Source organism: Sesame phyllody phytoplasma, from assembly GCF_018390775.2.
Lineage (GTDB): Bacteria > Bacillota_I > Bacilli_A > Acholeplasmatales > Acholeplasmataceae > Phytoplasma > Phytoplasma australasiaticum.
In genome coordinates, this window is record NZ_JAHBAJ020000001.1 from 20,877 (window position 1) to 36,193 (window position 15,317).

The following is a 15,317-nucleotide window of genomic DNA, read 5'->3' on the forward strand; positions in this document are numbered from 1 at the left end:
TTATTAGTTTTTATAAATCGGGATATCATCATTTTTTATATAATTTAATATAAATAGAAAAAAGGAGGTCAATATTAAATGGCAAAATGTTATTTAACAGGTAAAGCTATTTTATGCGGTAATAAACGTAGTCATGCTATGAATGCCACTAAAAGAAAATGGAAAGCTAACTTACAGAAAGTTCGCATTATCAACGATAAAGGGCAAATTCAAAAAGTTTTTGTTTCTGCGCGTGCTTTGAAAAAAATGAATTTTCAAAGAGTATAATGGTTTTTATATTAAGGATTTTTTATCTTTAATAAATTAACAATGTTCAATATAAAATGTTTTATTTATTTTTATTATATTTTTAATTTAATTATCAATTAAAAAATTTTTAAAACTATATTATATTATTTTGGATATTTAATTTTGAGTTTATAACTTTAATCAAATTTAATAGGTTTTAAATAATAAAAACTTTAAACTAAATTTAATAGACAATATGTATATATAATTATATAAAACAGCATATAAAATAATTAAAATTTTTTATTTTTTAAGAATAAAAATTATTATTTTAGGCTGTTTTTTGTAATTTTTATTAAAATAATAATTTTATTTATTAATAATAATTAATATTTATTTATAATTCGATATGAATCATTTATTATTAAAATAATTTAATAACATTTATATGCATATGCTAATAACTGTTTCGGATAAAGAAATTAATAATAATTTTTTTAATTTTTTTTGAATAAATAATATTAATATATTATTTAATAAATGTGTCAAAAATAAAAAAAATTTAATAATTATGAGATTAATCGATATATTTTTGAATAATAACAAAAAATCAAAAAATATTTTATAATAATAGTTAATAATATTTGAAAATATTTAAATAGAATATTTATTTAAATATTTTTTGATTTATATTAAAAAATTTTTTTTAATTATTCGATTTATATCTGTGTTTTATTGTTAAATCATATAGAACAATTGGTTGATTGATTGTGACCAAGGACTTATTATTATTAATATTATAAAGATAGATAAAAATAGAATAGAATCAAAACGATCTAATAAACCTCCATGCTCTGGAATGAAGTTGCTAAAATCTTTAATGTTTAAATTTCTTTTAAATTTAGAAACTATAAGGTCCCCTATTTGAGAAATTATACTACTTATAATGGTTAATATTGAGAAAACTATAAAATACGATATTTTATTCATAACATTAAAAAAGGTATTAATAATTATAAGAGTGAATAATATTCCGCACAAAAATCCTTCTTTAGTTTTATTGGGACTGATATGATAACACAATGGCGTTTTACCCCAAAAAACTCCTCCTAAAAATGCAAAACTATCGCTTGAAATAGTAATAATAAATAAATATAAGATTATTTTTGGGTTAATTAGCATTAAACTAAATATAGAAATGCTTCCTAATAAAATGTATATAAAAATAGCTATATTTTTAAATAATTCATTATATAAAAGATAATTATTTTTATGTATAAAAAAAAATATATAACAAAAACTTATGTATAAAGATATATTGAACATTATAAAATTGTTTATATTAGATATAAGATAATATAATCCTTTTATTATTATTAAATAATTTAATGTATAACTTAATTGAATTGTTTTAAATTTTTTTTTATATATAAAATAAATATATAAAAAACAAATGATCATTAAAAATATAAATAATATTATTGAATTATTGGGGATGTTGTTTAAATTTAGATTATTTAAGAAAAAAATTTTTTTAATATAATTATGCAAGATAGGACGATTTTGTATTTTAATAATTTGTTGATGGTACAGATGTTTTAAAATTATTTTTATTAAATAAAATCCATAAACAATATTCAAGATAAAAAAAAATAATAAATTAAGTATATTTTTGGTATTGCTAAATTTTATTATTTGGTTTGAGATTTTGATTTTTTTAATGACTTCACGAAAAGATAAATAAATAAACGTTATAAGGAATAAAATACCATTATAAATTAATAAATCTGTTTTTTGATTTTTATCTATATATATTAAAATACTTAACCATACAATAGTTATTATTAGTATTGTTATTCCTACATATATTTTTTTTTGTATTTTTTTGATATTCATACTTATATTTATTTTATAAAATATTTGTTAATATTTTAATAATTCTTTATTTTTTTGATTGGTTAATTCATCTATTAATTTAATAAATTTATCGTGAATTGTTTGTATTTGTTTGATTATTGTTGTTTCCCAGTCTTGATTAAGTTTTATTTTTTTAATTTTTTCGTTAGTTTGTCTTCTGATATTTCGGATACCAATTTTAGCTTCTTCTGCGTTTTGTTTAATTTTAGATGTTAACTGAATACGTTGTTCTTCGGAAGGTTTTGGAAAAATCAATTTTATAATATTATTTTCAACTTTAGGATTTATTCCTATGTTTAATTTTAAAATAGCTGTTTTAATATTTGTGATTAAATTGGGATCAAAAGGTTTAATATGTAATTGATTACCTTCGGCTACATAAATAGAACTAAAATGTCTTAAAGGTTGTGTTTGGTTATAATATTCTATATAGACTTTATCTAATATTTGTGGATTAGCGGTTCCGGTTCTTATATATTTGAATTTTTCATTCATAACTTTAATTTGAGAGTTCATTTTCTCGTTTATTTCTTTTAGTAAAATTTCTATTTGTTGATTATAATCTTGCATTTTAATTCTCCTTAGAAGTGATTAAAGTTCCTATTTTTTCTTCTAAAATTACTTTTTTAATATTACCCTTTTCATTCATATCAAAAACTATAATATCTATTCTATTTTCCCAACATAAAGAAACAGCTGTTATATCCATAACATTTAGCCTTTGAGATATAATCTCTTTATGTTCTATTTTTTCTAAAAAAATTGCTTTTTGATTATGTTTAGGATCGGATGTATAAACTCCTTTAACATTATTTTTAGCCATTAATATTATATTAATACCTAATTCAGCGGCTCTTAAAGCGGCTGCAGTATCTGTAGAAAAAAAAGGTACTCCAATACCCCCGCTTAAAATGATAACACGTTTTTTATCTAAATGATGATCGGCTCTTTTTTTGATATAAGGTTCAGCTACTGCAAGTACTTGAAATGATGTCATTACACGAGTTTCAATATTTAAATTTTCTAAAGCATCTTGTAAAGCTAAAGCGTTCACAATAGTACCCAACATCCCCATATAATCTGATTGATCTCTTTTCATTCCTAGAGTTTGTCCAGTGATTCCTCGCCAAATATTACCTGCACCAATAATGATAACAATTTGTACACCTAATTCTTTAATTTCTTTAATTTCTTTAGCAATTTCTTTTACTTTTTGTGGATCAATAGTTACTTTTTCTCCTTTTAACGCTTCTCCACTTAATTTTAAAAGAATTTTGCTTAACATTATAGCTCTCCATTTTAATAAAAATTATATATTTTTATAAATTGATAAATTGTTAAATATATTTTGTTTAAAATTTTAATTTTATGATCTTTTAATTAATAAAATAAAATATTTTAAGTATTTTATTAATAATTATTTCATTAAAATAGATTTTTTTTAATTATTTAAAGCGAAACGGTAAAAAACAATAATATTTGTATTATTTTTTTGTAAATATTCTTGAACTTTGATTTTAGAGTTATTGTACATTTCTTGTTGTAATAAAATTTCTTTTGATTTTGGATTTGATTCTGTAATATGAATAGGCAAATGTTTTTCGACATTTTTACAAGGTTTCGTTAAATGTATTAAAGTTGAAATTTTACCGTTTTGATGTTTATAGTAACCAAAACTTTCTTCAGTTTTTTTGTAAACAATTTGTATACGTTTCAATCTGATTTGTTCTTGAAAAATAGTCATTTTTTGACTTATTATTTGTTTTACTGTTTTTCCTTGAAAATTATAATTTAAAAAATCATTTAATTTTCGAATATTATCGGGAACTTGTAATAAAATTTTTTCTATTGTTGTAATTAATTCTATAAATTGTATATTTTGCGCTGCAAAATCTGTTTTTATATTGAGTTCAAAGATTACAGCTTTGTTTTTGTTGCAAGCTACATGGGTTGCGCCTTCTGTCAATGGTTCATCAAATATTTCTGGATATTCTATATATTTTTCTTTATTTAATAATTCAATAGCTTCTTCTATATTGCCTTGAGTTTTTGTCAAAGCCTTTGCACAGTCGCATATACTAAAATTAGTAATTTCTCTTAATTTTTTAATTTTTTCTATCATTTCGGGTTTCATATTTATTTAACAAACTCTTTTATTTTATTTATTTTTTATATATAATAATTTTTAAAAATTTTAAAAAAATTATTTTTATTATTTTTTTTAATATATTAAACTTAAATTTTGTTTTTTAAAAAATATTATTTTAATTAGAGATAAAATTATTTTGTTGGATTAGGAATGATTTATCCGATTCATTTGTCTTGTTGGTTAATTTTATGCCTTCTAAAGCAGCGTTTGCTAAAATAGAAGTTATTAATTTAACTCCTTTAATAGCATCATTATTAGCGGGAATCACATAATCTACTAAATCTGGATCACAATTACTATCTATAATTCCAAAAATAGTAATATTTAATTTTCTCGCTTCTGCAATAGCTATAGCATCTTTTTGTGTATCTATTATAATAATAGCCTGAGGTAGTTTATTCATACTTTTAATACCACCCAAGATTTTTTCTAATTTATTTCTTTTTTTAGTTAATTTAGCTATTTCTTTTTTAGTTAAATAATCCCATAATCCTTCTTCTTCTTCTTTATAAAGATTTAATAAATAACTAATTCTTTGGGTGATAGTGCTAAAATTTGTAAAAATACCACCTAACCAACGTTGATTGACATAATATTGTTGCGATCTTTGAGCTTCTGTTTTTATGATATCTTGTATTTGTTTTTTAGTACCCAGAAAAAGAATTTTGCCACCTGAAGCAACTATTTCTACAATTTTTTTATAAGCAATTTCAATATGTTCTACAGTTTTTTTTAAATTTATAATATGAATTTTATTTCTTACTGTAGGAATGCCATCATTTTTTAAACAAAAAAGATATTTTTTAGCTTTATAATGTGTTTTTTTTGCTGAATGTCCAAAATGTATACCAGCTTCTAATAATTGTTTAATATTTGTTACATTGCCCATATTTATTTTATTTTAAGTTACTCCTTTTTTTTATCTTGGAATTTTTTTTATTTTTATTAAAATTTCATAATTAAAAAGGGTATTATTATATTTTTTTGATTTTTACCCTAATTTCCAATCGTATTTTTTTATTAACCTTAACATTTTAACATATTTTATATATTTTGACAATTATATTTAGTAAAAATTATTGAGTACTACCGAAGCCATTTTTTCGAATTTGGTTTTCATTATTATCATTTTTAGTAAGTAAAAAATTTTGTAATATTCCTTGAGCAATTCTTTCGTTTTTATGAATAGTAATTATTTGATTAGAAAAATTGTATAATGGGATTAAAATATGTCCTTCATTTTCGATGTTATTATAATAGTCACTATCTATTACTCCTACATTATTAGTCAACATTAATTTTTTTTTAATAAATAAAGAAGATCTGGCATAAATGAGTAAAACTTGGTTTGAAGGTAAAAATACTTTTAAGCCTGTGGGTATTATTGCTATTTGTTGTGGCGGAATATTTATTTCTATAGCAGCTGCTAGATCATATCCTGCACTATATTGAGTTTGTCTTTGAGGTAATTGAATATTATTTTTTTTATAATAACTTACGACTTCAAAAAAACTTTTATTTGACATGTTATATTTTTTCTCTTTCTTTTTGGAATTAATGAATTTTTTATTTTTTTAATTTATTTCTATTATGATAATGGATAAATTTTTTTTGTAAATCGGTATCAGAAATATAAGTGTAAATTTGAGTTGTTTTTAAATGGTTATGTCCTAATAGTTCTTGTACTATTCTTAAATCTGCTCCATTATTTAATAAAATTGTAGCGAAAGCATGACGAAACATATGCGGAGATATTTTAATTTTATATTTATTATTTAGACATATTTTATTAATAATAAAACTTATACCTTTAGTAGTTATTTTATGTCCATGTTGATTTGTAATTAAAAATAATATTTCTTTATTATGGGTTAATTTAGGTCTTATATTAATTATGTAATTTTTTAACATATTTGAAAGTTTTTGATGTAAAGGAATATATCTATCTTTAGAACCCTTACCATTAATTAAAATTTGGTTAGCAGAAAGGTTTATGTTATTGATAGTTAAGTCAGCTAGTTCTTGAGCTCTTAAACCGCAGCTGTAAAGTAAATCTATTATTAAATAATTTCGGTAATTTATTATATTATTGTCTATTTTTATAGAATCTAATAATTTTTGTATATTATTAGGTTCAATAATTTTAGGTATTTTATGGTTTATTTTAATATTGGGCAATGATTTGAATATATTATTTTTGATATTGTGTTGATCTTTTAAAAAATTATAAAAAGTTCTTAAAGTAGAAATTTTTCTTTTAATAGTTATATTTTTATTTTTTTTTGAAGTTAAATGTACTAAAAATAGACGAGATAAAATAGGATTTTTTAATTCATGAATATTGAAATCTATTTTTTTTTGATTACAAAATAATACAAACTCTTTTAAGTCAGAAGTATAATTAATTATTGTTGATTTAGAGTAATTACGTTCAATTTTTAAAAATGTTTGAAAATCTTTGATTAACTTTAAATTCATTAAACTTACTCGCTTTTAAATTTGTTTAATAATTTGTTTAACTTTTTTTAGATTAATTTTTTAAATGATTTTGATAATAAAACATCGGAATAACTAAAAAATTTTAATTTTAAACAATTCATTAGTAATAAAAGTTATATTCATGTTTCTAATTTATCATCTAAATAAAATAGTTATTCTATAGTTATTCTAAAACCATTATTAATAATTTTAATATTATTTTTAAAGTTTTTTACATATAAATATATATTAATCAATTATTTTTTCTAATATATAATAAAGTGGATATCTTATAATTTTTAGACAAAAAAATATATTTATTGTAATATATTACTGTTAATATTTATAATTTTAAATGCGAAATATTATTATATTTTTGGGAAAATAAAAATTTTAAATTTTTAACTTTATTATTAAAATTTATGATTTTGGGATCAAAGTTATTATATTATTGATGAAAAAAAGCGGTTTAATTATAAAAATTCATAGTTATTTTTTTTATTTTTGAAAAAATATAATCAAAAATTTAATTTGTAATTCGAATGTGTTTTGAAGTTTAAATCCAATAATACAAATAATTATTTTTTTAATTTACATTATAAGTTTTAAAAAAATAATAAAATTTATTGAATTTAGCTTTAAATTCTTTTATAAAAAAATAATTGTTTTTTGTAAATTAAAAAAATCTGATTTTTTATTTTTTCATCATGTTTAGAAAAAAAGGATTTTAGAATAATGTCAATATCAGAACAAACTATAGATGGTCTTCTTTTTAAAGAAATGGTTATTAATGGCACTATTAATTTAAAAAAAAATTGTCAAAAAATAAATAATTTGAATGTTTTTCCTGTTCCTGACGGTGATACAGGCACTAATATGTATATGACTATGGCTGAAGGTATTCGTCATATTTATTATTTGAATGAAAATTCTATTACCGAAGTTTCTCGTGTTTTGGCTAATGCTTTAATTATGAGTTCTAAAGGCAATTCAGGCGTTATTTTATCTCAATTTTTTAGTGGATTATCTAATAAATTAATTCAATTAAAGAAAAGTTTTGTTAATATAGAAGAATTTATTCAATCTTTAATTAGCGGTTATCAACAAGCTTATGATTCTATATTTTCTCCTGTAGAAGGTACTATTTTAACTGTTTTACGAGATTCTCTGGAAGCTATTAATGATCAGAAATTTTTTAATAATATTGAAGAATTATTAAAGCAAATCATTAAATATGCTAAAAAATCTTTAGAAAAAACTCCTGAGCTATTACCTATTTTAAAAGAATCCAATGTTGTAGATAGCGGAGCAGCTGGATTAATATATTTTTTTGAAGGTATGTTGTTGTGTTGTCAGGGTTCGAAACTTTCTTTAAAAGAATTTGATAAAGATTTTTTGCTTTCTAAAGAAATTTTAGAAGATTTTGATCATTATAAGGCGACAGAAATATCTGATATAAGTAGTTCTAAAATTCCTTATTGTTATTGTACCGAGTTTGTAGTTCAGTTATATCAGTCTAATGAATTAAGTTTATCTAAGTTACGTAAACAATTTATTAAATTCGGTAATTCTTTAATAGTTATATTAAATGAAAAATTATTGAAAATACATATTCATACTAACAAACCTGGTTTAGTTTTGACTAATTTATTAAAATATGGTTTTTTGATTAAATCTAAAATTGATAATATTAAGGAACAAAATAAAATTTTTCTTCAAGAACAAAATTTTTCTTATGATAATTCAATTTTAAAAAAAAATTATGTTCTAATAGCAACTACTCCAAATGCAACTATTAACGAAATATTTCGAAAAGATTTTAAAGTGGATTATCTTATTATTATTGAACAACGAGAAATTATTTGGGACTTTTTTTGGACCAATTTTAATAAAATTTTAAATAAATTAGAAATTAGTGATGTTATTTTATTCCCGAATAATCCAGAAATATTAGCTAATAGTGATTTGATCAAAAATTTTAATAACTTCAATATTAGTATTATGAATACTAGTAATATAGCTCAAGGTTATAATGCTCTTGTTGCTTTTGATGAAACGTTATCTTATTCTGAAAATATCTCCCATATGAATGATAACATTAAAAATAATCTAGTAGGCAAAATTTTATTTAATCCAAATGTTAATTTATTGGAAAATTTCTCTTCAGATTTTGAAGCTTTTTTAGATTCTACTTTTTTTAAAAAAAATAATAATTTAGAAATTTTAATTATTGAATTATTACAAAAAATGATTACAAAAACAACTCAATTAATTACTATTTTTTATGATCAACAATTGGAGAAACATGATTCTTTGATAGGTTTGGAAAAATTTTTATTTAATAATTATAATGATTTAGAAATTAATAAAATCAAAAACAATGATAATATGCATTATTATTTGATTTTAGTTGAGAATTAATTTTATTAAAAAAAATATCTTTGCTTAAAAAAGATATTTTAATGCGGATATGGCGGAATGGTAGACGCGCATGTTTGAGGGGCATGTGAGAAATTTTCTCTTGTGAGTTCGAATCTCATTATCCGTACCATTTAATTTTTTTAATTTTTTTAAAAAATTTTATTTAAAATTTTATATATATTTTAGTTTTTTAATTTATTTAATATGATAAACTACGTTATATTATAATTTTTGAAAAATTATAAAAATTAAATATTTAACTTTCATTAACTTAACTTAATTTACATAATTTTTAATTATTATGTCATTGAGTTAGTTTTTTTAAAAGTGGTTTTTTAAATAACCACTTTTTTAATTTTAAAATCATAAAAAAATTGATAATCTGAATTATATTTCTATGGGAAGAGGTAATTTATTTGCAAAATAAAAATTTTTTAAAACATATTGAACAAATAGCACAAGAATATGAAATAACTTTCGATCAAGTAGTTAATGCTTTAGAGAAAGCTTTAATATCTGGTTGTAAAAAAACTTTTAAACTAAAAAAATGTCGAGTTTGTTTTGAACCGAATTATGATAAAATGAATTTGTATAAACAATATATAGTTGTCGATGAAAAATGTGATTTTTCTGTTAATAAAGAACAAGATTGTATTACTTTAAAAAAAGCTAAAGAAATTAATCCTTCTGTTGAGGTAGGTGAAATTTTAGAAATTGAAGTGGATCCTAAAAAAGATTTTAATTTTTATGGTAGTCGGGATTTTAAAAATAAATTTAATGAAGAATTATTAAAATTTCAAAGAGAAAATATTTTTAATTTTTTTAAAAAATATGAAAATAAATTAATGATTGCTGAAGTAATTGAAGAAAAATTAAAATTTTTTGTTTTAGAATTAGAAAAAAAATTTAAGACTTTTATATTTAAAAAAGATTTAATGTCTAATGATAATTTTTATATCGGTGAAAAGATTTTTGTTTTAATTACAGGGGTTCACAATACTACGCCTAAACATCTTCAAATTTCAGTTAGTCGTGTTAATAATCAATTTATTATCGAATTATTTAAATATTTTATTCCGGAAATTAAAGATGGTATTGTTCAAATTATGGCTATTGCTCGTATTCCTTCTAGTCGAGTTAAACTTGGATTATTATCTAATAGTAAACAAGTAGATCCTATTGGCGCTTGTATTGGTGCGCAAGGCCATAGAATTAAAAATATTTTAAATATTTTAAGAGGTGAAAAAATAGATTTATTTAAATGGAGCTTAGATGCGGAAAAATTGATAATTAATGCTTTAAAACCGGCTCAAGTAGATCAAATAAATTTAGATTTTGATAACAAAAATGCTTTGGTTTTTGTAGCAGCTGATCAAGTCGCTTTAGCTATTGGTAAATTAGGGCAAAATCTTAGATTAGCTATTCAGGTTACTAAATGGCAAATAGAAATTAAAACTAATGAAGAACGTTAGTCTTTTTATTTTTTGATAAAATTTTTTGTTAATTCCGATTTTATTGAGATTTGATATTAAAAAAGTATTTTTATAATTTATATCTGTTATTTATCTTGTTAATTTTAAAGTAAAATTTATCTTTTTTATAATTAACTTATAGATGTACGGTTAATATATAAAAATTCGTTAAATATAAATATCTAAAGGAGAAAAAATAATTATATGCAAAATAAAAAGAAAAAAGAAGATCATCAACAAGGTGATAAATCTGGTAATTTACTTACAAGTGATTATATTTATAATCCTAATCATACTATTAAAGAATTGGCTGAAATTTGGAAAATTTCAGAAAAATTTTTAATAGGGGCGCTTACAAAATTAGGGATAAAAAATAAAGTGCATCAATGTTTAACAAGAGATTTAATTGAGTTATTAGGTTTAAAGTTCAATATTAATATTATCGATGATTGTATAGTTAATGAAGAATTTATATCTCAAGTACCAACGAAAGATTTAATAACTCGTTCTCCTATTGTTACAATAATGGGCCATGTAGATCATGGTAAAACCACTTTATTAGATGTTATTCGTAAAACACGTGTTGTCGATCAAGAAGCGGGAGGGATTACTCAAAAAATTGGTGCTTATGAAGTGGTTTATAATGGTAAAAAAATTACTTTTATAGATAGTCCGGGTCATGAAGCTTTTACAAAAATGCGCAGTCGAGGAGCTCAAATTACTGATATTTGCGTTTTAGTTGTAGCTTGTGATGATGGCGTTAAAGCTCAAACTTTAGAATCTGTTAAACATGCTCAAAAAGCGAAAGTTGATATTATTATAGCTCTTAATAAAATAGACAAAATCCCTAACCAGAAAGAACGTATTATGTCAGAATTATCTGAATATAATTTAATTCCTAAAGAATGGGGTGGAGATACTTTTTATATTGAAATATCTGCATTAAAAACTAAAGGTATTGATAATTTATTAGAAACTATTTTGTTAGTAAATAATAAACGTCCAAGGATAATTAAGGCTCAACAAAATGTATTGGGTACTGTATTAGAAGCTAGTTTGATTAAGAATAAAGGTTCCGCAGCTACTGTTATAATTAATCAAGGTATTTTAAAAATTGGAGATATTGTTGTTGCTGGCCATGCTTATGGTAAAGTTAGAGCCTTAGAAAATGACATTCAAGAAAAAATTCAAAAATGTTTTCCTTCGCAACCTGTGGTTATTTATGGTTTTAAACAAGTTCCACAAGCTGGAGATTTATTAATGGTTGCTACTAATGAAAAAATAGCGAAACAAATTATCGAGATAAGACAACAAAAATCTCAAGAAAAAAAACACCAAGAATTGCAAAAAAATTTAGAACAAAATTTTATGGAAGAATTATTACAGGAAAATGTATCTCATTCAATATTAAATTTTATTTTAAAAACAGATACTCAAGGTATGATTGAGGTTATAACAGAATCATTAAAAAACTTAGATTTTCATGGAGTTAAAATTAATTTTATTAAAACGGCTACCGGAGCTTTAACGGATAATGATATTATGTTAGCTAGTACTTTTCAAGCTATTATAATTAATTTTAATAATTTAGTGGATCAGAATATAATAAAATTAGCTGATAATCTAAAAGTTGAAGTTAGAAGTTATCAAATTTTATATCGCTTAGTGGAAGATATCGCGAAAAAATTAAAAACTTTATCCAAGCCTATTTTTCAACTTAAATTTACAGGTAAAGCTGTTGTTATTCAGGTTTTTTATAGAAGTGATAAAAATAATATAGCTGGTTGTCGAGTTATTAATGGTGTTATTTATAACGGCGCCTCTGTTCAAGTTAAACGTCAACAAAAAATAATTTATCAAGGCAAAATTGTTTCTTTAAAACATTTAAAAAATAATATTGATCATGCTAAAACAGATAGTGAATGTGGTATTGTATTTGATAATTTTAATGATTTCCGTATGGATGATATAATAGAGGCATCTCGAATGGAGGAAATAGTTAATGAGTAATTTGATTTTAGAAAGAATGTCAAGCATTATTCATAGAGAATTAGTTAGTATTGTTAATAAAGTGATTCAAAATTCACAAATAGGTTTTATTAGTATTACGGACGTTAAACTTACTAAAGATTGTTCAATAGCTAAAATTTTTTATACTATTATCGAAAAAAAACCTGAAATTTTAAATTTAGCTAAGAATACTTTAGAAAAAAATAAAAAAATTATTCGTCAAGATTTAGCTGGCAAAATAAGGAAAAAAATTCGTTATATTCCTGATTTAATATTTGAATATGATTATGAACTTTTACATGGACAACGTATAGAAGAATTATTAAATAAATTAAATAACTAAATGTTTTTAAATAGATATTTATATACATGTTTTTAAATTTATATTTCAATTTTCTAAGTTATTAGAGGCTTTTTATGATTGCTGAAATTTTAATAGATTTATCTTTGAATTCTTATTTTTCATCTTTTGATTATATAATTCCTAAAAATATGTTAAATTTAGTCCAAGTAGGTACTAGAGTTATTATTCCTTTCAAAGATACTGTTCGTTTGGGTTATGTTCTTGCTATTAAAGAAAGTAGTATATTTGCTAATAAAGAAATAATAGAAGTTCTTGATTTAGTGCCTTTTCTAAATCAAGAATTTTTTTTATTAATGGATGAATTGTTTAAAGTCCCTTTCAATTCCAAAATTTCTGTTTATAGAACAGTTTTGCCTAAAGATTTATTAACTTCTTATGTTCGTAAAATTTCTATTTTAAAATCTGATTTGGTGCCATTAGAATTAAAACAGTATTTAATCGAAAAAAATTTTTTGTTAAACGTTAAAAATAATTTTAAGATTTCCCTTTTAAGAAAATTAAAAAAAGAAAAAATTATTGAAATGTCTATTGTCCCAAAAAAAGAACTTTCTCAATTGTCTTATGATAATATTAAATCTTTAGTTTCTCAAGAAATAATAGAAAATAATTTTTTTAATTTAAATGATCAAACCAGTAACACAGAGAAAAAAGAAATGTTAAAAATTTCTTTAACCATACAGCAACAAAATATTTTTAATAAATTTGTACTAGATCAATATAAAAATTATTTATTAATTTATTCTTTAGAGTCTGATAAATTAAAAATATATTATAAATTAATTCAAGAAAATTTAATTAACAAAAAACAAATTCTTATTTTGGTGCCTGAAATCATTTTAATTGAACATTTAGTTAGAAAGATTAAAATACAATTTCCTGATATTACGATATTCGTTAATCATGGCCGTATTAAGAATAATTTTAAAAATTCTAAATTACAACAATTAAATGCAGATTTGATTATAGGCAATAATATTGCTATTTTTACTCCTTTTATAAATTTAGGGATTATTATAATAGATGATGAGCATCATGAATCTTTTATTGAAAAAATAAAAATGCCTTATTATGATGTTAGAGAATTAGCTCAAGTAAGAGCTAATTATAATCGAATACCATTGCTTTTATCTAGTTTATCTCCATCATTAACAAGTTATTATCGAGCTAAAATACTAGGCGAATATATTTGGTTAAATTTACAAAATAATGAAAATAAATATGATATTCAATTAATTGATATGAAAGAAGAATTAAAAGAAGGGAGTTTATCCCCTTTATCTTCGACTTTAACTGAATTATTAATGGAAAATATTAAATCAAAATTAAAAAGTTTATTATTCATTAATATTAAAGGTTTTTCACGTTTGGTTTTGTGTTTACATTGTGGTTATATTCCTAAATGCTCTAATTGTAGTTGTATTTTACATTATTATATTGATTTGAAAATATTAAAATGTTCTTTTTGTGGTCACAAAGAAAAATTTCTTGAATATTGTTCTTTGTGCGAACAAAAAACTATTTCTAGTATGTTTTCGGGTATTTTATCTGTTGAAAATTTTTTAAAACAAAAGATACCTGAATCTCGTATTTATTGTATAGATTCGGATAACATTCGAAAGTTAAATATGAAAGAGTATGAAAATATTATATCTAATTTGAATAATAATAAAATAGATATTTGTTTAGGTACTAAAATGATAATTAAGAATAGTATTTCTTGGCCGATGAGTTTATTAGGAATTGTTTTATTCGATGAATTATTAAATATAAATCATTTTACAGCTTCAGAAAAAGCTTTTCAATTTTTAGTACAATTAATATATAATATGCCTAAAAAATCTCGTATTATAATACAAACTTATAATATTAATCATTATATTTTAGATTCTATTGTAAATAATAATTTTGAATTTTTTTATGAAACAATCTTACAAGAACGTCAGATTAGTGATTATCCTCCTTTCGGTTTGATAAGTAAAATTTTAATTATGCATCCAAGTATTGTTAAAGTTCAAGATATAGCTAATAAAATTAAGATTATTTTGCAGAATAATTTGTCAATTGATATAGCTATTGTTTTAGGCCCTTCTATAGCTAAACGTTCTTTTCAAATTATAAAGAAAAAAATTTTTTATCGTGTTTTTTTAACTTTAAAATATAAAAATTGGCCTTTAAATTTGGATTTTTTAAAAAAATATTATTTTGATAAAAATACTCGTATTATATTTGATCGTTTTGATACTTTAACAGATCGTGATATTGTGACGTTTTTTTGATT

General features: G+C 21.5%; 13 protein-coding genes and 1 tRNA gene. 7 read left to right on the top strand and 7 right to left on the bottom strand.

Going from position 1 to position 15,317, the window contains the following annotated elements:
- The first annotated feature begins 78 nt into the window (after positions 1 to 78).
- Positions 79 to 267 carry a 50S ribosomal protein L28 gene (rpmB, locus tag KHD59_RS00090; protein WP_004995261.1) on the top strand — a complete coding sequence of 63 codons (189 nt, stop codon included), beginning with the start codon at positions 79 to 81 and terminating at the stop codon, positions 265 to 267.
- Positions 268 to 966: 699 nt separating this feature from the next.
- Here rpmB and KHD59_RS00095 read toward each other — a convergent pair.
- The 7 genes from KHD59_RS00095 to KHD59_RS00125 all read right to left on the bottom strand — a co-directional run bounded on the left by KHD59_RS00095 (position 967) and on the right by KHD59_RS00125 (position 6,772).
- Entirely contained in the window at positions 967 to 2,124 is a 1,158-nt protein-coding gene (locus KHD59_RS00095) for a phosphatidate cytidylyltransferase (protein ID WP_051049965.1), read from the bottom strand.
- Between the two features lie 27 nt (positions 2,125 to 2,151).
- Positions 2,152 to 2,715, bottom strand: a complete 564-nt coding sequence (locus KHD59_RS00100; protein ID WP_238120191.1) for a ribosome-recycling factor — start codon at positions 2,713 to 2,715, stop codon at positions 2,152 to 2,154.
- 1 nt (position 2,716) lies between these two features.
- Positions 2,717 to 3,430, bottom strand: coding sequence for a UMP kinase (gene pyrH / locus KHD59_RS00105; RefSeq protein WP_004995266.1), 714 nt, complete (start codon positions 3,428 to 3,430; stop codon positions 2,717 to 2,719).
- 156 nt (positions 3,431 to 3,586) lie between these two features.
- The gene (gene tsf, locus KHD59_RS00110) at positions 3,587 to 4,279 is read right to left on the bottom strand and encodes a translation elongation factor Ts (protein WP_213680276.1); all 693 of its coding nucleotides are present in this window, start codon (positions 4,277 to 4,279) and stop codon (positions 3,587 to 3,589) included.
- Between the two features lie 130 nt (positions 4,280 to 4,409).
- A complete protein-coding gene (gene rpsB / locus KHD59_RS00115) occupies positions 4,410 to 5,183 on the bottom strand; it encodes a 30S ribosomal protein S2 (RefSeq protein ID WP_213680277.1) in 774 nt (257 codons plus the stop codon).
- A 187-nt stretch (positions 5,184 to 5,370) separates the two neighbouring features.
- A complete protein-coding gene (gene dut, locus KHD59_RS00120; protein WP_193622148.1) occupies positions 5,371 to 5,820 on the bottom strand; it encodes a dUTP diphosphatase in 450 nt (149 codons plus the stop codon).
- Positions 5,821 to 5,860: 40 nt separating this feature from the next.
- Positions 5,861 to 6,772 carry a tyrosine-type recombinase/integrase gene (locus KHD59_RS00125; protein WP_193622147.1) on the bottom strand — a complete coding sequence of 304 codons (912 nt, stop codon included), beginning with the start codon at positions 6,770 to 6,772 and terminating at the stop codon, positions 5,861 to 5,863.
- A gap of 735 nt (positions 6,773 to 7,507) precedes the next feature.
- Here KHD59_RS00125 and KHD59_RS00130 point away from each other — a divergent pair.
- The 6 genes from KHD59_RS00130 (at position 7,508) to priA (ending at position 15,315) form a co-directional block, all read left to right on the top strand.
- On the top strand, positions 7,508 to 9,193 hold the full coding sequence (locus tag KHD59_RS00130) for a DAK2 domain-containing protein (RefSeq protein WP_193622158.1): 1,686 nt from the start codon (positions 7,508 to 7,510) through the stop codon (positions 9,191 to 9,193).
- 43 nt (positions 9,194 to 9,236) lie between these two features.
- Positions 9,237 to 9,323 (top strand) — tRNA-Leu (locus KHD59_RS00135).
- A 286-nt stretch (positions 9,324 to 9,609) separates the two neighbouring features.
- Complete coding sequence (gene nusA / locus KHD59_RS00140) at positions 9,610 to 10,665, top strand: transcription termination factor NusA (protein WP_004995285.1); 1,056 nt, start codon at positions 9,610 to 9,612, stop codon at positions 10,663 to 10,665.
- A 204-nt stretch (positions 10,666 to 10,869) separates the two neighbouring features.
- Positions 10,870 to 12,675: a translation initiation factor IF-2 gene (gene infB, locus KHD59_RS00145; RefSeq protein ID WP_004995286.1), complete on the top strand. Its 1,806-nt coding sequence runs from the start codon at positions 10,870 to 10,872 to the stop codon at positions 12,673 to 12,675.
- Complete coding sequence (rbfA, locus tag KHD59_RS00150; protein WP_213680278.1) at positions 12,668 to 13,018, top strand: 30S ribosome-binding factor RbfA; 351 nt, start codon at positions 12,668 to 12,670, stop codon at positions 13,016 to 13,018. The genes infB and rbfA overlap by 8 nt, the downstream gene beginning before the upstream one ends.
- A gap of 74 nt (positions 13,019 to 13,092) precedes the next feature.
- Complete coding sequence (priA, locus tag KHD59_RS00155) at positions 13,093 to 15,315, top strand: replication restart helicase PriA (protein ID WP_213680279.1); 2,223 nt, start codon at positions 13,093 to 13,095, stop codon at positions 15,313 to 15,315.
- Positions 15,316 to 15,317 lie beyond the last annotated feature (2 nt).